The following is a 21543-nucleotide window of genomic DNA, read 5'->3' on the forward strand; positions in this document are numbered from 1 at the left end:
GTCTAATCAGCGTCCATTATTGTGCTTTTCAAGTTATTAATACACTTATTGGACAATCCTATTTTATTAATCTAACTAGAAATAGAATCCGAAAGATCCTTTTACAGCAAATTTGTGAGCATCTGGCATGTCTAGATAATTTCCTCTCCAAGAGAAATCAATTCTAAAGACTTTGAAAATATTCCCAATACCAGCATGATATTCCCAATAAATATTTTCTGGAGCATTATAAGGTAATCCTGAGGCATTGATAGCACGGTTAGCCTCAGAAATTGTTCCGTGTACCGCTCTAACTCCTACAAATTCTCTCCAGTTTAATTTTCTCATAAATGGAACTCTAGCAAACAATCTTCCGCCAAAATCATGATTCCATTGTAAAGTCGTGTATTGATCTGTTACGAATTCGTAGAAATTAAGGTTACTAAACGTATTTTCGATTGTAAAATAAGTCTGGTTCCCTGGAATTACACTCATTAATCCTAACGGAATTGTTCCAAATGTTTTTCCTGTTTCTATAATAATATTAGATCTTCCTAAAGGTCCAATTATAATAGGCTGTTTGTAGAAGACCTGAATTTTTTCGTAGGCAAAATCACTATCCAAAACTCCTTTTAATCCATAACTGAAATTCACAAAGAAATGGCTAAACGGACTGTCCACTAAATCTCTTTCAACACCATAACCAATTGTTTTTCGGTTTGGCATGTACTCAAACTGAATGTTAGCTTCTGATTGTTTTACATCACTTTTAACAACTCCCATCGGATTTGCTGTTGTTGGCAAAGTGGTATAATAATCTAAACTAAACGTTTTTGAAGCCGATTCTAATGTTCGATAGGAGAATCCCGCCGAAACAATAAAATTCTTTTTAGCTTCCATTTCAACCGAGAGATTACTCAAATTAATATTGGTCAGTTTTCCGTTGCTTCCAGTTGTAAACAAAGCAGAAGACGCAAAACTTCGGCCTAAAATATCATTTGTCGTGGTTAAACTGGCTCCAATCTGTTCGATGTCGCGCCTGTTTCCTCCCGAAATAATCACACGGCTTTTCTTGTCTACCATCCATTTACCAGAAACTCCGTATTTGAATTTTTGGTCATCAAATCCGTAAGCAGTATATGCCTGTAAACGCCAAGGGTCATTGGGTCCAAAATAGGTTCTTCCCCCAACTCTCAATCTTAAACCTTCGACTTCATTATAACCAAAAGTCGAATAAATAGGTCCGTAATCGAAGTTCTTAAATTCCACGTAACCGCTTCCTAAAATGGAGACGAGATTGTAGAGCTGTTTAAATCGCTTGACGGTCTGCAGTGTATCGAGCATTTTATAAATCCCCGCTTCGTCTTTATTTAATTTTTCAAAACGATTTTCTTCCCAAAATTCCGGCGGTCGTTCATAGACCGCATTATCTATGAAATTGACTTCTTCTTTATAGAATTTTTCTGGTTTTTGAATGTTGAATTTATGATTACGATATAAAGTCGTTCGTTTTCCGTAAACTCCTTTTGATTTTTCTTTTTTATTCAAAGCAAAATCAGACATCATATAATCGCGGGTCAAAAGGAAAATAGAATCATTTTCTACTTCAAATTCCTGCTCGATATAAATGTCTTTTACCCAGTTAATATTGGCGCTTTTAGTAACCCCCATATTAATTTTTTTGATGGCAAAAGTGGTATCGTTTACCCAGAAATCTCCTTTAAAAGTCAGCTCATTTTTACGCCTCGGATAAAAAACAATATTAAAACACCATTTTTTGTCGATATAAGCACTGTCTTTTAAGACATAATTGTAAACATCAATTCCGGTTCTTGAAAGCGGGCTAGTAAAACTTTTATCAAAAAATTTAAGATGATTATCGTAAATATTATAATCAGAATAAAGGTCTTTTACGAAAGCTAAAATCTGCTGATTTCCATTGAAACCAGACATTTTATTTCCGGTAAGATTTTCTTTTACTTTCTTTATTTTATTATCTCCGTAAACATCATAAACCGATTCGTTTATAAAAATCGGCAAATACGTTTTCCCCGTAACATCTGAAGTGTCAACATGATTGAAGACAAACTCCATTCCTTTAAAAAGTTTATTTTTCATGAAAGCACTATCAATGGTATTCATGTCAAACTCCACTTTTTCATACTTCTGCATTTGATATTGATTGAATTGGTAAAGTCCGTTTTTACGCTTTCTTTCCCATATTTTCCTCAAAATATCCAATGCAGGATTATTCTTTTTAGACGTTTTTCCTGTATAAATTACAACTTCATTTAACGCTTCAGCTTCGCCTAAAACAATTTTAAAATTATAATTAACTGCTTTTTCCAGCGGCACTTCTTTATCTGAAAATCCAGCTGAAGTCACTAATAATGCCGTATAAGTATTTGGGGATTCTAAATAAAAACGACCGTCTTCATTAGAAACGATTCCGGTATTAGAACCTTTAAAGACAACATTTGCAAAAGGTATCGGCTGATTAGATTTGTCCAAAACAATTCCACTCACTTTCGTTTGTGCAGTAACAATAGCCGCAAACGCGAATACAAAAAATAGGCTGAGTAAAATTATTCTTTTCATTGTCTGGGCAAAAAAAAACTTCATCAATTAACTATGAATGATGAAGTTTTGTGAGTATTTTAAATTTGTATTATTTATATAATACTTTTTTAACTGCTTTTACTACATCACCAGCATTTGGCAACCAGTCTTTTAATAATACTGGAGAGTAAGGTGCGGGAGTATCTGCAGTTGTAATACGTTGAATTGGCGCATCAAGGAAGTCGAATGCCTGCTCTTGAACGATATAAGAAATCTCAGAAGAAAGGCTGGCAACTGGCCAAGCTTCTTCAAGAATTACTAAACGGTTTGTTTTTTTAACCGATTTTAAGATTGCATCTTTATCCATTGGACGAACTGTTCTTAAGTCGATGATCTCACAAGAGATTCCTTCTTTAGCTAATTCATCAGCAGCGATAAAAGCTTCTTTGATGATTTTCCCGAAAGAAACGATTGTTACATCTGTACCTTCACGTTTCACATCAGCAACACCAAGTGGAATTGTGTATTCTCCGTCTGGCACTTCACCTTTGTCTCCGTACATCTGCTCAGATTCCATAAAAATAACTGGATCATTGTCACGTATAGCTGATTTTAACAATCCTTTTGCATCGTAAGGAGTTGAAGGAACAACAACTTTAAGACCTGGAGTATTTGCAAACCAGTTTTCTAAAGCTTGAGAGTGAGTTGCTCCTAATTGACCAGCAGAAGCTGTTGGTCCGCGAAAAACGATAGGCACATTAAATTGTCCTCCTGTCATTTGACGCATTTTAGCAGCGTTATTTATAATTTGATCAATACCAACTAAACAGAAGTTGAATGTCATATATTCTACAATAGGGCGGTTTCCGTTCATTGCAGAACCTACTGCAATTCCTGAAAAACCAAGCTCAGCAATTGGAGTATCAATTACTCTTTTTTCACCAAACTCAGCAAGCATTCCTTTTGAAGCTTTGTAAGCTCCATTGTATTCTGCAACCTCTTCTCCCATTAAATATATGGATTCATCGCGACGCATTTCTTCGCTCATCGCTTCACAAATGGCCTCTCTAAATTGTATTGTTCTCATATTTTATATTGTATGTTGAATTTTCTGAAGAGCAAAAATAAATATTTTAAATAACTTAAAAGCATAAATTGAATTTAAAATCGCATGAACTGCCGCACATCTTTCGGTTTTAACTTTTTTATGCTTATTGTGATATTTACGAAATCGATATAATAACGTATAATCAACACTTATTTCATCCAAAATATTTTTTAGACAAACTTTTATTGATTTGTTTAATTCTTGTTTCTCCGAAATTCAATCATCAAAACGTAAAAAATCAAAAAATAGTATTTTTTATACAAAACCTAAACCCACCTGAATACTCGAATCATTGCAAAATTCCTAACAATCAGACAAAATGAGTGCTTTTTCATTTTTAGATTCCGATGAAAATCACTCAAAACCGCATAATCTGCGAAATCGTAATAGTTTTAAAAAATATTATGCACGCATAGTATAATTATTCCAAATTAAATTCTAAATTTGTAAAAGCATATTATAAATTCAAAATATATACTTATGAAAATACTAGTTTGCATCAGCCATGTGCCTGATACTACTTCTAAAATTAACTTTACTAACGGCGATTCAGAATTTGATACAGCCGGAGTACAATATGTAATTAACCCTAACGACGAATTCGGACTTACACGTGCTATCTGGTTTCAGGAGCAACAAGGAGCAAATGTAACCGTAGTGAACGTTGGAGGTCCTGATACTGAACCAACATTACGTAAAGCTTTGGCAATTGGTGCAAACGAAGCAATTCGTGTAAATGCAAATCCAACTGATGGTTTTTTTGTTGCAAAACAATTAGCAGAAGTAATTAAAAACGGAGGTTACGATTTAGTGATCGCTGGAAAAGAATCTTTAGACTATAACGGAGGAATGGTTCCTGGAATGATTGCTGGCATTTTAGGTTCTAACTTCTTAAACTCTTGTACAAGCTTAACTGTTGACGGAAACAACGTAAAAGCTGTTCGTGAAATTGACGGTGGAAAAGAAACTGTAAGTACTACTCTGCCTTTAATTATTGGTGCTCAAAAAGGTCTTGTTGAAGAAAAAGATCTTCGTATTCCAAACATGAGAGGAATCATGACAGCAAGAACTAAAGCTTTAACTATTCTTGAGCCAGTTGATGCTCCTGTAAATACAAAAGCAGTGAAATTTGAAAAACCAGCTCCAAAATCAGCAGTGAAATTAGTATCTGCAGATAATTTAGATGAGTTAATCAATTTATTACACAACGAAGCGAAAGTAATCTAGTAATCAGTTTTCAGTCGCAGTTTTCAGTTTTCAGCAACTACCTGAAACTTGAAACCTAAAACTAATAACCTCTAAACAAAAAAAATCATGTCAATATTAATATATGCAGAATCTGCAGAAGGAAAATTTAAAAAAGTTGCTTTCGAATTGGCTTCTTACGCCAAGAAAGTAGCAGAATCATTAGGAACAACTGTTACTGCTTTAACAGTAAACATTAGCGACGTTAGCGAATTAGGCAAATACGGAGTTGATAAAGTATTAAAAGTAAACAATGATAAATTAGCTGGTTTTACAGCTAAAGCTTATGCTGATGTAATCAAACAAGCTGCTGAAAAAGAAGGAACAAAAGTAGTATTACTTTCTTCTACAACAGACAGTATTTACCTTTCTTCATTAGTAGCAGTAGCTTTAAATGCTGGTTTTGCTTCAAATGTTGTAGGATTGCCAGTTAGTACTTCTCCATTCCAGGTAAAAAGAAATGCTTTCTCAAACAAAGCGTTCAATATTACACAAATCGATACAGATGTAAAAGTTCTTGGTTTAGCTAAAAACTCTTACGGGATTTTTGAAAGCGCTGGAGCTGCAGCTGCAGAAGATTTTAATCCAACACTTGGAGACAATGATTTTGGAATTAAAGTAGATTCTGTTGAAAAAGTGACCGGAAAAGTTTCTATTGCTGATGCTGACATCGTAGTTTCTGGCGGACGTGGATTAAAAGGACCAGAAAACTGGGGATTAGTTGAAAATTTAGCTGAAGTTTTAGGCGCAGCAACAGCCTGTTCTAAACCAGTTTCAGATCTAGGATGGAGACCTCATAGCGAACACGTTGGACAAACAGGAAAACCAGTTGCTACTAACTTATATATTGCTATAGGTATTTCTGGAGCAATCCAACACATTGCAGGTATTAACTCATCTAAAGTAAAAGTAGTTATCAATAACGATCCAGAAGCGCCTTTCTTTAAAGTGGCTGATTACGGAATTGTTGGAGATGCTTTCGAAATTGTACCTCAATTAACAGAGAAACTTAAAGCTTTTAAAGCACAACATTCTTAATTCAAGAATTCTCTTCAAAATATTTGCTGCCTAAAAACAAGATATTGTATCTTTGTTTATAGGCAGCTTTTTTGTTCCATATTTTTTGATTAAAATTGCAGCTTTATTTTCCAATCAAAAAAAGCAATAAAATGAGGCGCTAAGTGCCTTTTTTACAAACATATATGAGTCTAGTAAAATTATCTATAAAAGGAATTTCATACAGCCAAACTCAAAATGGCGCTTATGCCCTAATTCTGAATGAAGTTGATGGTGAAAGAAAATTACCTATTGTTATTGGCGCTTTTGAAGCCCAATCGATAGCTATTGCCTTAGAAAAAGAAATAAAACCACCACGTCCTCTAACACACGATTTATTCAAAAACTTTGCAGAAAGATTTGATATCGTGGTAAAACAAGTTATCATTCACAAATTAGTAGACGGCGTTTTTTACTCCAGCTTAATCTGTGAAAGAGACAAAATTGAAGAAATCATTGATGCTCGAACTTCAGATGCTATCGCTTTAGCATTACGTTTCAATGCGCCAATTTTTACTTATAAAAACATCTTGGATAAAGCCGGAATTTATTTAAAATCAAACACTGCTGATGCTGACCAAGGATCTCAGGAAATTGATGATGTTCTTTCAAACCCAGAAACTTTTGGACGTGAAGAAGAAAGCAATCAATCTGGAGATGTTTATTCAAAACATACTTTACAAGAACTGAATGAACTTTTAGACCAGGCAGTTTCTCAGGAAGATTACGAAAAAGCAGCAAAAATTAGAGACGAAATCTCAAGAAGATAATTTTCCATTTAATCGTCAAACCGATTAAACAATAAACTAAATATGAAACAATACTTAGATTTAGTAAAACACGTTTTAGAAAACGGCAATCAAAAAGGAGACCGTACTGGAACTGGAACAAAAAGTGTTTTTGGCTACCAGATGCGTTTTGATTTAAGTGAAGGTTTCCCAATGGTTACAACAAAAAAACTTCATTTAAAATCAATTATTTACGAATTGCTTTGGTTCTTAAAAGGAGATACCAATATTAAATATCTTAAAGAAAACGGGGTAAAAATCTGGGATGAATGGGCAGATTCGAATGGAGATTTAGGTCCTGTTTACGGACATCAATGGCGTAACTGGAATAGCGAAGAAATTGACCAGATTTCCGAATTGATTACGGAATTAAAAACAAATCCAAACAGCCGAAGAATGCTGGTTTCTGCATGGAATCCTTCGGTTCTGCCAGATACCAAAAAGTCTTTTGAAGAAAATGTGGCCAATAACAAAGCTGCCTTGCCTCCATGTCATGCCTTTTTTCAGTTTTATGTGGCAAGTCCCGATTTAGAAAAAGGAGAAACGAAAGGAAAATTATCCTGCCAGTTATACCAAAGAAGTGCTGACATCTTTTTAGGAGTACCTTTTAATATTGCTTCTTATGCATTGTTTACAATGATGATTGCTCAAGTCTGCGATTTAGAGCCTGGTGAATTCATTCACACTTTTGGTGATGCACATATTTACAATAATCATTTTGAACAATTAGAATTACAATTAACTCGTGAGCCAAAACCATTACCAAAAATGATTTTGAATCCAGCGATTAAAAACATTTTTGATTTTGATTATGACGATTTCACTTTAGTAGACTACGATCCGCATCCTGCAATAAAAGGAAGTGTCGCTGTATAAAAAACAAAAAAATCCGCTTAAAATATTGAGCGGATTTTTTTTATACAATTAAGACACTATTCTCACTTCCAGCATAATCGTTCCATTTATAAGAATCGGCTTCTGGATCGTTTACATAAATCCCGTCTATTACATACTTAAATTCGTAGATCGCATCTTTAACCAAATCATAAGTCGCTTTAAAAGTTCCGTTTTTCAACTTACTCAAAGTTCCTTCTGAAGGATTCCAGTTGTTAAAATCTCCAACGACCGCTGCCGAATCAGCGTCTTTGGCATCTATAGAAAATGTTACTTTACAAACTGGTTTCGTTTTGATGAATTGTTTTTTCAAAGACATAACTATTTAGTTTTTAGATTTATACATCTAAAATTAAATAAAATCAATCAAACCCCCACTACTCGCCTATTCGATTTATCATAATACCAAAAACGACATGTTATTTTAGTGATATCTGCAATTTAAAGGGCGTAAAATTTTGCTTTTCAAATTCTTAGATTATTCCAAACCAAATATTCTTTTCGCAAAATATTGACTTTCAAAAATAAATTTTAACTTTATAATCTCATTTTTATCTTATGGAAAAAGAAGTGCACGAACAATACGAATACGCTAGACGACGATTAAGACAAAAAAAAATCCTTTATTTTCATTTTGTTCTTTTCCTTCTAGGAAGTTTATTTTTATTTATAGCCAATAGATTTTTTGGTTTTGGAGAAGGTACAACTCAAAATTGGTGTATATGGGGCATTACAATCTGGCTCTTTCTTTTTATTCTGCATTTTATAAAAGTATATATCACTGACCGTTTTATGAATAAAAAATGGGAAAGGGAACAAATTGATCGATTAGTTGCTTTACAGCAAAAAAGAATCAGTCAGCTCGAATCTTCAATTAATGAAGAGAATGAAAATAAAATTTAGATTAAGCATACCATGATTATAATGATAGCGGCCGTAGCCGAAAATAATGCTCTTGGAAAAAACAACGAATTAGTATGGCATCTTCCTAATGATTTTAAAAGATTCAAATCACTTACTACTGGCCATCATATTATTATGGGAAGAAAAACATTCGAAAGCTTCCCAAAACCATTACCTAATCGAGTGCATGTTATAATTACCCGTCAGGAAAACTATCAGCCGGAAGGATGCATTGTTGTTGACAGTATTGAAAAAGCGATTGCTGCATGTCCAGAAAATGATGACAGTTATGTTATTGGTGGCGGTGAAATTTATAATCTTGCTCTCCCTTTTACAGACATAATAGAATTAACTAAAGTTCACCACAGTTTTGATGCTGATACTTTTTTTCCAAAAATCAATAAAAGTGAATGGCTTTTGGTGGAATCTGAAGAGAATTATAAAGATGAAAAACACCTTTATGATTACACCTACGAAACTTACATTAGAAAATAAATAAAAAACATCCCCTAAAAATAGAGGATGTTTTTAAAAACAATTGATTTTTGACCTGACTCTCTCAAGAAATAGTTTTTGTTTAAAAAATCACAAATGTTAAAAACATTTGAAATAACTGAATAACATTTTATGTTATCTGAGACCTAAATCTCAAATCGCCTTTAACAACAAATACCACTAAGATATTAAAGGCAGAAAATTAAAATTTCCAAAAACAAATTTAATCCTAAGAACGTATTTTGCACTATTTATTAGTATTTCCCCCCAAGAATAATACTTACAAAACTTTTTCAAGAACAAATGAAATTACAAGCGCAAAAACAGTAACCATTTGTTTAAGTCATAGTGACAATCAATCATTAAACTTTAATCATTTTTACTTTAGCAAAGTTGTTCATATTAGACAGATTACACAATACCGTGATTTAGGGATTTTATCAATATCCCTAAATTTAGGGATGGCAGAACACCATGAGTTTTAACTTTGAAATAAATCAACTAAAACATTTATTTTACAATTCAAAAAACTCAATTACAGTTAAACTAGATTGTTTATATTTGTCCAAATTAAAAAAATGTCTGAAAAAGTAACTCCGTATAAAGACTCTTCATTAGGTAAAAAAGAGCAGGTAACCCAAATGTTTGACACCATTTCTGGGAATTACGACAATTTAAATCGTGTCATTTCATTCGGCATCGATGTTAAGTGGCGTAAAAAAGTATTAAAAATAGTATCAGACAAAAAACCAAAGGTTATTTTAGATATTGCAACAGGAACAGGTGACTTAGCTATTTTATTGGCACAGACCAATGCCGAAAAAATTATTGGTTTGGATATTTCTGCCGGAATGCTGGAAGTTGGAAAAAAGAAAGTTCAAGAAAAAAATCTTTCTAATATTATTGAATTGATTCTAGGCGATTCTGAAAACATGCCTTTTGAAGACAATTACTTTGATGCAATTACAGTTGGTTTTGGAGTAAGAAACTTTGAAAATTTGGAAAAAGGGTTCTCAGAAATCTTAAGAGTTCTAAAACCAAATGGTGTTTTTGTCATTTTAGAAACTTCAGTTCCAGATAAATTCCCTTATAAACAGGGTTATAATTTTTACAGTAAAAACATATTGCCGCTTATCGGGAAATTATTTTCAAAAGATAATGACGCTTACGGATATTTATCTGAATCTGCCGCTGCTTTTCCATATGGAGAAGCCTTAAACAATATTTTGAGAAAAACTGGGTTTATAGATGTTGTGGCTATGCCACAAACTTTTGGTGTCGCAACGATTTATTCTGCATCTAAAAAATAGTATGAAAAAAGCTGTAATCTTAATTTTATTGATCTTAACGACAAAAGGGCATTCGCAATTTGCTAAAAGCATGTTTAGCAAAGACCCTATTATTAACCTAGAAAACTGGCAGAAGCAGCGTGTCTACTTTGGCTATTATTTAGGTTTTAATAGTTTTGACTTTAAATTTGATTACAAAACTCCTGTTCAGAATGATATTCAGGTAAAAAAAACTACTGGTTTCAACGTAGGCGTTGTAGCCGATTTGAGATTACAGGAATACCTAAATCTTCGTTTTGAGCCTGGATTATATTACACAAAACGTGATTTGTATTTTTCTGGCGTAGGAAATTTAGAAAATGACTATTTAAGAGAAGTAAACAGTACGTATATTCATTTTCCTTTGTTATTAAAATTTTCTGCCTTACGCACAGGAAATGTCCGTCCGTATTTAGTTGGCGGTATGTCTACAACTTTAAATTTGTCTAGTAATGCCAAATCTCAGGATGATAATTACCAGCAGAAATTTAGAGTAAAACAATGGACAGCCGCTTACGAAGTAGGATTTGGAATTGATATTTTTACCGAATACTTTATCTTTTCTCCTTCTGTCAGAGGTATGTTCGGCATAACTGATGAATTGATTCGAGACAATACATCTCCTAGCGGCTATACAGATAATATTGATTCCATGAAATCTAGAGCAATTTTAATAAATTTCACATTTCATTAAAACAAAATCTTAACTATTTCGTTTAAATTCACTTAGAATAATTGCTGTTGCGGTAGCTACATTTAAACTTTCGGTTTTTTGAAGCTCTCCAAATCTTGGAATTGACAGACGAGAAGTTACTATTTTTTCAATCTCTTCTGAAATACCGTTCGCTTCATTACCCATAATAATGATGCCTTCCTGCGGTAATTCTGATTGATAAATATTTGCGCCGTCCATAAACGTTCCAAAAACAGGCAGTTTGGTTTGAGTAAGGAAAGTTTTTAAATCAATATAATTTACATTTACTCTGGTAATTGATCCCATTGTGGCCTGAACTACTTTTGGGTTGTAAATGTCGACTGTTTCTTTGGAACAAATTACTTGTTTAATGCCAAACCAATCGCAAAGACGCAGAATAGTCCCTAGATTGCCAGGATCTCTAATATCGTCTAAAGCCACGATTAAACCCGAATCGGTTACAACCTTTTCGGATGGCATTTTAAAAACTGCCAAACAAGAATTTGGAGTCGTTAAAGCGCTTATTTTTTTTAGTTCTTGTTCATTAATAAGAGTTCGTTTTGAAGCCTGAACCGTTTCAAAATCATTCAATGTGGTGTATAAATGTTCTAATTCGAAATTGGATTGCAACAATTCTTGAATTACTTTTACTCCTTCAGCAAAAAATAATTGATTAGCAGAACGCTGCTTTTTTTGATGTAAACTAGAGATAAGTTTTATTTGGTTTTTACTAACCATAAAATAATGTACTTTTGAATTAAATATTTAACAACACTTGAAAAATAATTCCACAAAAATAATAGCATTTCTTCTAATTGCAATACTTATTTGCGCTTGTAATGCCGTAAAAAGAGTTCCCGATGGAAAAAACCTTCTTGTTAAAAACAATATTCTAGTCAACGGAAAATCAACAAACGATGAAGTTGCGGCTAATCAGATGTACCAGAAACCGAATGGTAAACTTTTAGGCTACAAACTTCGATTAAATTTATACAATCTAGCTAATTTAAATCCAGATTCAACTTATCAGGCAAAATTCAAAAACAACCCTGGAAAGTATGAGCGTATGTCTAAAATATTTTCGGCGAAACAAGTAGACCGTCTCGGTCAGTCTTTTTATTATAAAGGAATTCATGAGTTTTTAAAAAATACTGGTGAGCCACCTGTAATTATTGACACTGCAAAAACAAAAAAGTCATTACTTCGTTTAAAATATTACTATTTCAATAATGGTTTTTTTAATGTTCAAACCGGCTATACAATTGATACAGTAGGTAAAAAAAGAGCTGCGATTAATTACAACATTACAACCGGCCCAGCTTATAAATTAGACACCATCAGTACAAAGATTTTAACTCCTGCGTTGGACTCTTTGTACAAAAACAACAACGAGCCTTCTCTATTAAAATCAGGAAACCAATATAAAACAACTGATTTTGAAGAAGAAAAAAACCGTATTACAACTTATTTCAGAAATCACGGCGCTTATTACTTCCAGCCTACTTATGTGACTTTTGACATCGATACTATTGGTAAAAAAAATCAAGCCAATGTAACTTTAAACATCACCAACAACGTTATCCAAGGAAGAGATTCAAGCCGAACCGAACCATTCAAATTGTACACCATCAGCGATGTAAATATTTACACTGATTATTCTGCCGCAAATGCAAAGAAAAAACCAACCGACAGTACAACATACAATAACTTTAACCTTTACAGCTACAAAACATTAAAATACAAACCGCGTGCAATCACAGACGCTATTTTTATTACTAAGGGAAGTACTTTTGCCGATTTTAGAACTACACTTTCTTCTCGATACTTAAATAACTTAAAGATTTTTAATTATCCATCTATTCAATATGAAGTTGATAAAAGAGATTCTACAGCGCAATCTCTTATTGCAAATGTCTATTTAACTCCAAGAAAAAAATATAGTTTTGGAGCTACTTTTGACGTCACGCATTCTAACATTCAGGATTTCGGAATTGGGGCAAGTATCTCTGAAACTATTCGAAATGTATTCAATCGTGCAGAAACTTTAGAAATTTCAGCTCGTTTGAATATTGGATCTTCGAGAGACATGGCAAATCCAAATAATAATTTCTTTAATGTTTCGGAATATGGTTTGGATATGAAATTGAACTTTCCGAGGATTTTATTTCCTTTTGGAACCGAAAAAATTATTCCAAAGAGTATGATTCCTTATACCTCTATAACGTCGGGTTTTTCGAAACAGCGAAATATTGGTTTGGACAAAGAAAACTTTACCGGGGGGATTTCGTATAACTGGACTCCAAAACGCCACAACACTGCAAAATTTGAGTTATTAAATGCACAGTTTGTTCGCAATCTGAATCCAGACAATTATTTTAGAGTCTATACTTCTTCATATGATGATTTGAATAATATTGGAAAAGATTATAACACCACAGCCACTAATTGGGGAGACACTCCTGAACAGCAAGCCGAAAAAAACTTAACTATACCAAAAGGAACAACTGGCTTTACTAATGACGTATTAACTGGAGGAACTGCCTTAACACCAGACAACTCACAGTATCAAGAAGTCGCAAGTATTGAAGAAAGAAGGATTCGTTTGACCGAAAATGACTTTATTCTGGCAACCAGCTATTCATTTACAAAAACAACCAAAAAAGATCTTGCTGACAATAATTTCTATCAGTTTAGAACAAAAATAGAATCAGCAGGCTCCTTATTATCTGCTATTTCAGCTATTGGAAATCTTCCTAAAAACTCAAGAGGAAATTATGAGATATTCAATTTAGAATATTCTGAATACATAAAAACAGAATTTGACTATATCAAACACTGGGACTTTGGAAAAGAAAAAGTTTTAGCTGTTAGAAGCTTCTTTGGTATTGCAATTCCGTTTGGAAATTCAAATTATATTCCGTTTTCACGCAGTTATTATGGCGGAGGTTCAAATGACAACCGTGCTTGGCAACCTTATGCTTTGGGCCCAGGAAGTACCAATGCTGTAAATGACTTTAACGAGGCCAATATGAAAATCGCAGCGAGTATCGAATATCGCTTCAAAGTTTTTGGAGATGTCAAAGGAGCACTCTTTGCAGATGCCGGAAACATCTGGAATGTACTCGATAATGTTGTAGATCCAAAAGCAAAATTTGATAACTTAAACGATTTAGAAGAAATTGCTTTAGGCACAGGATTTGGTTTACGATACGATTTAAGCTTTTTTGTTATTCGTTTAGATTTAGGCTTTAAGACTTATAATCCGGCACATCAGAAGGGAGACAGATGGTTTAAAGAATACAATTTTGGGCATTCCGTTTTAAATTTTGGTATAAATTATCCGTTCTAATGCTAATTAATTCTTATTTTTGCAACCTAAAAACTAAAAACAACTATAAAAAAAATTACAATGGCACACAACATTAAACCAGGAGTAGCTACAGGAGATCAAGTACAAGAGATCTTTAATTATGCGAAAGAGAAGGGTTTTGCTCTTCCAGCAGTAAACGTTACTGGATCTAGCACAATTAATGGAGTTCTTGAAACTGCAGCGAAACTAAACGCGCCAGTTATCATTCAATTTTCTAACGGTGGAGCACAATTCAACGCTGGAAAAGGATTATCAAATGCAGGTGAAAAAGCAGCAATCGCAGGAGGAATCGCGGGAGCAAAACATATTCATACTTTGGCAGAAGCTTACGGTGCAACTGTAATCTTACACACTGACCACTGTGCAAAAAAACTTTTACCTTGGATTGATGGTTTATTAGATGCTTCTGAAAAACATTTCGCAGAAACAGGAAAACCATTATTCAGTTCTCACATGATCGATTTGTCTGAGGAGCCAATCGAAGAAAACATCGAGATCTGTAAAGAATATTTAGCTAGAATGAGCAAAATGGGCATGACACTAGAAATCGAACTTGGTATTACAGGTGGTGAAGAAGATGGTGTTGACAACTCTGATGTTGACAGCTCAAAATTATATACTCAACCAGAAGAAGTAGCTTACGCTTACGAAGAATTATCTAAAGTAAGCCCTAAATTTACAATTGCTGCTGCTTTCGGAAACGTTCACGGTGTTTACAAACCAGGAAACGTAAAATTAACTCCAAAAATCTTAAAAAATTCTCAAGATTTCGTACAACAAAAATTCAACACAGGACACAATCCAGTTGATTTCGTTTTCCACGGAGGTTCAGGCTCTACACTTGAAGAAATCAGAGAAGGAATTAGCTACGGAGTTATCAAAATGAACATCGATACAGATTTACAATTTGCATACACTGAAGGAATCCGTGATTATATGGTTAAAAACCTTGACTATTTGAAATCTCAAATTGGAAATCCAGAAGGTCCAGATGCTCCAAACAAAAAATATTATGACCCAAGAAGATGGGTTCGTGAAAGCGAAGTAACATTCAACGCAAGACTTGAACAAGCTTTTGCTGATTTAAATAACGTAAATACACTTTAAATTTTAGATTTTTGAATTTAGATTTCAGATTTCTAATGAAGCCTGAAATTTAAATTTTGAATTCAGATTGAAAAATCTAAACTTTAAAATCTACATTCTAAAATTAAAAAAATGGCTTGGTTTAAAAGACAAGAAAAAGGGATTACGACCGCTACAGAAGACAAGATGGACGTTCCGAAAGGATTGTGGTACAAATCTCCTACTGGAAAAATTATTGATGCTGACGAATTGGCGAGAAATTTATTCGTTAGCCCTGAAGATGATTTTCACGTTCGAATTGGAAGCGCAACCTATTTTGAAATTTTATTCGACAACAACGAATTTGTTGAGTTAGACAAAAACATGACATCTAAAGATCCTCTGCACTTTGTGGACACAAAGAAATATGCAGACCGATTGAAAGATGTAATGGAAAAAACTCATCTTAAAGACGCTGTACGTACGGGAGTAGGAAAATCTAAAGGAAGAGAACTTGTAATTTGCTGTATGGATTTCGCTTTTATCGGTGGATCTATGGGAGCAGTTGTAGGTGAAAAAATTGCAAGAGGTATTGATCACGCGATCAAAAACAAATTACCTTTTGTTATGATTTCTAAATCTGGTGGAGCTCGTATGATGGAAGCTGCTTATTCTTTAATGCAATTAGCAAAAACTTCTGTAAAACTGGCTCAATTAGCTGAAGCTAAATTACCTTACATCTCTCTTTGTACAGACCCGACAACTGGAGGAACAACTGCATCTTACGCTATGTTAGGAGACATCAACATCTCTGAGCCAGGCGCTTTGATTGGTTTCGCTGGTCCTCGTGTTGTTCGTGACACTACAGGAAAAGATTTGCCAGAAGGTTTCCAAACTGCTGAGTTCTTATTAGAACACGGTTTCTTAGACTTTATCACGCCTAGAAAAGAATTGAAAGATAAGATCAACTTATACATCGATTTGATTCAAAACAATGATATCAGAAAATAGTTTTAAAACTTTTTCTAAACGTAAAATCCCAAGAAAATTGCTTCTTGGGATTTTTTTTATACATTTATTTTAAATCTGACTTTCTATGAAAAGATTTTTTATTGCTTTTATAATTTGTTTATTCTTTTTGAATTGCGAAAAGAAAAAAGAAGATACCGTTCTAAAAAATAGAGATTATATTATTTCTTATGAAGACAGAAAACTTCAAAATTATATCGATTCTTTAAAGAAAAACAAAAGTAAATTTGTCGCACTTCCTAGAAAAGGGTTTTATGGAGAACATCAATTGATTATTGACAAAAAAGGCAATCTTTATTTTTATCAGAGAGAGTACTTTTTGGCGTTATGCAGTTATGGCAGTAAAAACGACACTCTTCCTCATTTTTTACATTTAGAACCAAAAGATATTATTAGAATTCCACCTAAAAATTTAACTGATTTTCTTTCAGAAAATATCTTAACTAAAGAAAAAGATAGACAGATTTTAATTATTGCTTCTCAAAATGATACAATTAAAAATCCTACATTTTTTGAATTCCTAAACACGAAAAATATTGGTACTTACTTTATTCGAAGAACTACTCAAGAAGAAGACACTGTTTTAAGATACAAAAACAACCAAAACAAACATATCTATTATTATCCAGATTCTATAAAATGGGATAAGACAAAGATTAAACTTCCAAGCAACAAATAAGAATATATGCCGTTCCTACGGAACTTATGCATCGTGTCCTTTCATTTCTCAACGGATTGAAATCCGTTGCTACAAAATGATTCATTCCTACGGAATTTTATAGAAATTCAATTAAAAGAGAATAAGTTCTAAAGCAATTCAACTAAGCTTCTTTTTAATCTTAAAATCAATCTCCAAATTCAGTTGAAATATCATCCCACAGCTTAAAAAAACCTTTACAACTTTGCCTCTCTGAACCTTTGCTTCTAAAAGAACTTAGCAACTCAGCATCTCAGAACTTAGCATCTTAAAAAACTACATCCCTGTTCGAATAGCTTCAACAGGATCCAAATTTGCTGCAGAAATTGCAGGTAAAATCCCCGAAACCAAACCGATAAAAGCAGCAAGACCAGTTCCTAAAAGAATATTTCCTAAACTTAATACAAATTCAAAGTCAAGTAATTTGGTCAAACCAAAGGCAATTCCCCAGACCATCAGAAGTCCAATGACACCACCAATAACTGATAAAATTATTGCTTCAAATAAAAATTGGAATAAGATAAATTTATTTTTGGCTCCCAATGATTTTTGGATTCCAATAAGATTAGTCCTTTCTTTAACAGAAACAAACATAATATTAGCAATTCCGAAACCGCCGACTAAAAGAGAAAATCCACTGATAACCCACCCTACTACATTCATCTGACCTAAAATTCCGTCTATAAAATCAGTAAATCCAGAGAGTACATTGATAAAAAAGTTATCCATTTCCCCTGCTTTCATACCACGGATTGCTCGAAGTTTTTGTGCGATTTCTGCTTTGTACGCCTCCATATCGACACCTTTAACTGGTTTTAAAACAATCACGGGCGTCATGGCATCACTATCCCCATACATTCTTCGTAAAAAATTAGCCGGAAGATAAACCGAAGTATCATTACTGTCTCCAAAAAAACCAGCACCTTGTTTTGCCATTACACCAATAACCGTAAAACGCTGCCCGTATAAACGAATACTTTTACCAAGCGGATCACTTGTCCCAAAAAGCCCTTCGGCTATATCATATCCTAAAACAATAACTGCAGTTCCTGAATTAGATTCTGATTCATTATAAAATCTTCCTCTGTCAAAACTCAATCCGTCGATATCAACCATTTCGCTTGACGACGGAATAATATTTACATCGCTGACTGTTTTTGAATCGTATTTTAAAGTTTCTCTATTTACAAAAAGCTGGTATCCGACTTGATCGGTATCATTCATTGAATTTTTTAAACCGATGTATTCATCGTATTTTACATTTGGGAACTGTTCTCTTTTCCATTGCGGAATTTCAGATGGCCCAAAGCAGAATTTCATTAAATAAATTGTATTTTTATCCAAGCTGCTTAAATCTTTGGAGATTTTTTTGTCTAAAGAATCAACAGCAGCCAAAACAGCAATAATTGAAAAAATACCAATTGTCACACCTAAAAGCGACAACAATGTACGTAATTTATTATTTCGCAAAGCATTGATGGCAAAGCTTAGACTTTCTTTTAACAATCTTAAATAAACAAGCATATTTTTGTATTTTTCAATAAAGTAAAATTCAATAATTTAAATTCAAAAACCTAATAAAAGTTAACTTACTCATCAGTAGATTTTTTTGGCATTTTGTTACATGATTTTTTTTTAAAATAACATATAAAAAAACTACTTTTGCAGTCTCAAAATCATAACTACACAATGAGCACAACAAAAAAAATACAATCGGCATTAATTTCTGTTTTTTCTAAAGATGGATTAGAACCAATTGTCAGAAAACTACACGAGCAAAACGTAACACTTTATTCAACTGGAGGAACAGAAGATTTCATTAAAAACCTTGGTATTCCGGTAGTTCCTGTTGAAGATATCACCTCTTTCCCTGAAATTCTTGGTGGAAGAGTAAAAACATTACACCCAAAAATTTTTGGCGGTATCTTGAATCGTCAAGACAACGAGAGCGATGTTCAGCAAATGAAAGAATTTGACATTCCTCAAATCGATTTAGTAATTGTTGATTTGTATCCTTTTGAAAAAACGGTTGCTTCCGGAGCAAGCGAACAAGATATTATCGAAAAAATTGATATCGGAGGTATTTCATTAATTCGTGCTGGTGCTAAAAACTTCAAAGACACTGTAATTGTGGCTTCGGTTAACGAATACAGCCTTCTTTTGGATTTGATTACGGAGCAAGACGGAGCAACAACTTTGGAAAACAGAAGATTGTTTGCCACCAAAGCATTCCATGTTTCATCCCACTATGATGGAGCAATTTTTAATTATTTCAACACAGACGAGACTATTTACAAAGAAAGTATTGCAAACGGTCAAGTTTTAAGATATGGTGAAAACCCTCACCAAAAAGGATTCTTCTTTGGAGATTTTGACGCAATGTTCAACAAACTTCACGGAAAAGAATTATCATACAACAATTTGCTTGATGTTGATGCCGCTGTTAACTTAATTGCTGAGTTCAAAACTGACGGTCCAACATTTGCGATTCTAAAACACAACAATGCCTGTGGTTTAGCTTCAAGAAAAACAATCAGCGAAGCTTATTTAGCGGCTTTGGCTTGTGATCCTACTTCAGCATTTGGAGGAGTGTTAATTTCTAATACTAAAATTGATTTAGAAACGGCTCAAGAAATCAATAAATTATTCTGCGAAGTGGTAATTGCCCCAGCTTATGATGATGAGGCTGTTACGGTTTTACAAGAGAAGAAAAACAGAATCATATTAGTACAAAATGAAGTTGAATTACCAGCTCGTCAAGTAAGAACTTGTCTTAATGGTTTGTTAATTCAGGACAGAAATAATATTACGGATAATAAAGAGCATTTAAAAACCGTTACAATTACAGAACCTACTGCTCAGGAGATCGAAGATTTAATCTTTGCTTCTAAAATCTGCAAGAATACAAAATCAAACACAATCGTATTTGCAAAGAACGGAACATTGATTTCATCCGGTACAGGTCAGACTTCAAGAGTTGACGCTTTAATTCAAGCTGTTGACAAAGCAAAAGCTTTTGGATTTGATTTAAATGGAGCTTCGATGGCAAGTGATGCATTTTTCCCATTTCCGGACTGTGTAGAATTAGCCAAAAAAGCAGGAATAACTGCTGTAATTCAGCCAGGAGGTTCGATAAAAGACGAATTAAGCATAAATTATTGCAACGAAAATAATCTTGCAATGGTATTTACTGGAACTCGTCATTTTAAACATTAATTTGTTTAACTTTGTTCGATAAATAATTTATAACATTTTAAACCCCTAAAAAACTTATGGGATTTTTTGATTTCATGACCGAGGATATTGCAATAGACCTTGGTACCGCAAACACTTTGATCATTCATAATGATAAAGTTGTTATTGACAGCCCCTCTATCGTAGCACGAGATAGAGTTTCAGGCAAAATCATCGCTGTTGGTAAAGAAGCCAACATGATGCAAGGTAAAACACATGAAAACATCAAGACCATAAGGCCTTTGAAAGATGGTGTAATTGCCGATTTTGATGCTTCGGAAAAAATGATCAATATGTTCATTAAAAGCATTCCTGCATTAAAAAAGAGAATGTTCACGCCAGCCTTAAGAATGGTTGTTTGTATTCCTTCTGGAATTACGGAGGTTGAAATGCGTGCTGTAAAAGAATCTTGTGAAAGAGTAAACGGAAAAGAAGTTTACTTGATTCACGAACCAATGGCTGCTGCAATCGGTATTGGGATCGATATCATGCAACCAAAAGGAAACATGATTGTAGACATCGGAGGTGGTACAACAGAAATCGCTGTAATCGCTTTAGGCGGAATCGTATGTGACAAATCTGTAAAAATTGCAGGTGACGTTTTCACAAACGATATCGTGTATTACATGCGTACACAGCACAACTTATTTGTTGGAGAAAGTACTGCTGAAAAAATCAAAATTCAAATTGGAGCGGCTATCGAAGATTTAGATGGACCGCCAGAAGACATGTCAGTTCAAGGTAGAGATTTGCTTACTGGAAAACCAAAACAAGTAGATGTTTCTTACCGTGAGATTGCAAAAGCATTAGACAAATCTATTCAGCGTATCGAGGATGCTGTAATGGAAACATTATCACAAACTCCTCCTGAATTGGCTGCCGATATTTACAACACTGGGATCTATTTAGCTGGTGGTGGATCTATGTTGAGAGGTCTTGACAAACGAATCTCTCAAAAAACAGATTTACCAGTTTACATTGCTGAAGATCCATTAAGAGCAGTTGTTCGCGGTACAGGAATGGCGCTTAAAAACATTGCAAAATTTAAAAGTATCTTAATCAAATAAGATTCAAAATAACAATCAATTTACTTTTATGA

General features: G+C 33.7%; 19 protein-coding genes. 14 read left to right on the forward strand and 5 right to left on the reverse strand.

Annotated elements, in window-relative coordinates; all coding sequences use genetic code 11:
* Window positions 1-75: 75 nt before the first annotated feature.
* Window positions 76-2577 carry a DUF5686 family protein gene (locus tag BM289_RS12460; protein ID WP_091493873.1) on the reverse strand — a complete coding sequence of 834 codons (2502 nt, stop codon included), beginning with the start codon at window positions 2575-2577 and terminating at the stop codon, window positions 76-78.
* A 70-nt stretch (window positions 2578-2647) separates the two neighbouring features.
* Window positions 2648-3625: a pyruvate dehydrogenase complex E1 component subunit beta gene (locus BM289_RS12465; RefSeq protein ID WP_008466560.1), complete on the reverse strand. Its 978-nt coding sequence runs from the start codon at window positions 3623-3625 to the stop codon at window positions 2648-2650.
* 501 nt (window positions 3626-4126) lie between these two features.
* On the opposite strand from BM289_RS12465, the gene BM289_RS12470 reads away from it, so the two are divergent.
* From BM289_RS12470 to BM289_RS12485, 4 genes are all read left to right on the forward strand, one after another.
* Window positions 4127-4873 carry an electron transfer flavoprotein subunit beta/FixA family protein gene (locus tag BM289_RS12470; protein WP_091493876.1) on the forward strand — a complete coding sequence of 249 codons (747 nt, stop codon included), beginning with the start codon at window positions 4127-4129 and terminating at the stop codon, window positions 4871-4873.
* Between the two features lie 87 nt (window positions 4874-4960).
* A complete protein-coding gene (locus BM289_RS12475) occupies window positions 4961-5929 on the forward strand; it encodes an electron transfer flavoprotein subunit alpha/FixB family protein (RefSeq protein ID WP_091493878.1) in 969 nt (322 codons plus the stop codon).
* A 164-nt stretch (window positions 5930-6093) separates the two neighbouring features.
* On the forward strand, window positions 6094-6717 hold the full coding sequence (locus tag BM289_RS12480) for a bifunctional nuclease family protein (protein ID WP_091493881.1): 624 nt from the start codon (window positions 6094-6096) through the stop codon (window positions 6715-6717).
* A gap of 42 nt (window positions 6718-6759) precedes the next feature.
* Window positions 6760-7611, forward strand: a complete 852-nt coding sequence (locus BM289_RS12485; protein ID WP_091493884.1) for a thymidylate synthase — start codon at window positions 6760-6762, stop codon at window positions 7609-7611.
* Between the two features lie 40 nt (window positions 7612-7651).
* Here the strand turns inward: BM289_RS12485 and BM289_RS12490 are convergent, their stop codons facing one another.
* On the reverse strand, window positions 7652-7948 hold the full coding sequence (locus BM289_RS12490) for an isoamylase early set domain-containing protein (RefSeq protein WP_091493886.1): 297 nt from the start codon (window positions 7946-7948) through the stop codon (window positions 7652-7654).
* A 239-nt stretch (window positions 7949-8187) separates the two neighbouring features.
* Here BM289_RS12490 and BM289_RS12495 point away from each other — a divergent pair, with 239 nt between their 5' ends.
* From BM289_RS12495 to porT, 4 genes are all read left to right on the forward strand, one after another.
* The gene (locus BM289_RS12495) at window positions 8188-8532 is read left to right on the forward strand and encodes a 2TM domain-containing protein (RefSeq protein WP_091493889.1); all 345 of its coding nucleotides are present in this window, start codon (window positions 8188-8190) and stop codon (window positions 8530-8532) included.
* Between the two features lie 12 nt (window positions 8533-8544).
* Complete coding sequence (locus tag BM289_RS12500; protein ID WP_091493892.1) at window positions 8545-9027, forward strand: dihydrofolate reductase; 483 nt, start codon at window positions 8545-8547, stop codon at window positions 9025-9027.
* Window positions 9028-9605: 578 nt separating this feature from the next.
* Window positions 9606-10337, forward strand: coding sequence for a bifunctional demethylmenaquinone methyltransferase/2-methoxy-6-polyprenyl-1,4-benzoquinol methylase UbiE (gene ubiE, locus BM289_RS12505; RefSeq protein ID WP_091493894.1), 732 nt, complete (start codon window positions 9606-9608; stop codon window positions 10335-10337).
* Window position 10338: 1 nt separating this feature from the next.
* Window positions 10339-11049 (forward strand): type IX secretion/gliding motility protein PorT/SprT, encoded by a 711-nt coding sequence (gene porT / locus BM289_RS12510; RefSeq protein WP_091493897.1) that lies wholly within the window; start codon window positions 10339-10341, stop codon window positions 11047-11049.
* A 9-nt stretch (window positions 11050-11058) separates the two neighbouring features.
* Here the strand turns inward: porT and BM289_RS12515 are convergent, their stop codons facing one another.
* On the reverse strand, window positions 11059-11787 hold the full coding sequence (locus BM289_RS12515) for a TrmH family RNA methyltransferase (RefSeq protein WP_091493900.1): 729 nt from the start codon (window positions 11785-11787) through the stop codon (window positions 11059-11061).
* Window positions 11788-11824: 37 nt separating this feature from the next.
* On the opposite strand from BM289_RS12515, the gene tamL reads away from it, so the two are divergent.
* From tamL to BM289_RS12535, 4 genes are all read left to right on the forward strand, one after another.
* Window positions 11825-14398 (forward strand): translocation and assembly module lipoprotein TamL, encoded by a 2574-nt coding sequence (gene tamL / locus BM289_RS12520; protein WP_091493902.1) that lies wholly within the window; start codon window positions 11825-11827, stop codon window positions 14396-14398.
* Window positions 14399-14458: 60 nt separating this feature from the next.
* Window positions 14459-15526, forward strand: coding sequence for a class II fructose-bisphosphate aldolase (fbaA, locus tag BM289_RS12525; RefSeq protein WP_091493905.1), 1068 nt, complete (start codon window positions 14459-14461; stop codon window positions 15524-15526).
* Window positions 15527-15637: 111 nt separating this feature from the next.
* Window positions 15638-16495 carry an acetyl-CoA carboxylase, carboxyltransferase subunit beta gene (gene accD, locus BM289_RS12530; RefSeq protein ID WP_008466538.1) on the forward strand — a complete coding sequence of 286 codons (858 nt, stop codon included), beginning with the start codon at window positions 15638-15640 and terminating at the stop codon, window positions 16493-16495.
* An 85-nt stretch (window positions 16496-16580) separates the two neighbouring features.
* Window positions 16581-17192, forward strand: a complete 612-nt coding sequence (locus BM289_RS12535; RefSeq protein WP_091493908.1) for a hypothetical protein — start codon at window positions 16581-16583, stop codon at window positions 17190-17192.
* A 294-nt stretch (window positions 17193-17486) separates the two neighbouring features.
* Here the strand turns inward: BM289_RS12535 and BM289_RS12540 are convergent, their stop codons facing one another.
* Window positions 17487-18734 (reverse strand): ABC transporter permease, encoded by a 1248-nt coding sequence (locus tag BM289_RS12540; RefSeq protein ID WP_091493910.1) that lies wholly within the window; start codon window positions 18732-18734, stop codon window positions 17487-17489.
* A gap of 165 nt (window positions 18735-18899) precedes the next feature.
* Here BM289_RS12540 and purH point away from each other — a divergent pair, with 165 nt between their 5' ends.
* Both purH and BM289_RS12550 read left to right on the forward strand, forming a co-directional pair.
* Entirely contained in the window at window positions 18900-20426 is a 1527-nt protein-coding gene (purH, locus tag BM289_RS12545) for a bifunctional phosphoribosylaminoimidazolecarboxamide formyltransferase/IMP cyclohydrolase (RefSeq protein WP_091493912.1), read from the forward strand.
* 56 nt (window positions 20427-20482) lie between these two features.
* Complete coding sequence (locus BM289_RS12550; RefSeq protein WP_008466528.1) at window positions 20483-21511, forward strand: rod shape-determining protein; 1029 nt, start codon at window positions 20483-20485, stop codon at window positions 21509-21511.
* Window positions 21512-21543 lie beyond the last annotated feature (32 nt).

This window comes from Flavobacterium phragmitis, from assembly GCF_900112575.1.
Taxonomy (GTDB): Bacteria; Bacteroidota; Bacteroidia; order Flavobacteriales; family Flavobacteriaceae; genus Flavobacterium; species Flavobacterium phragmitis.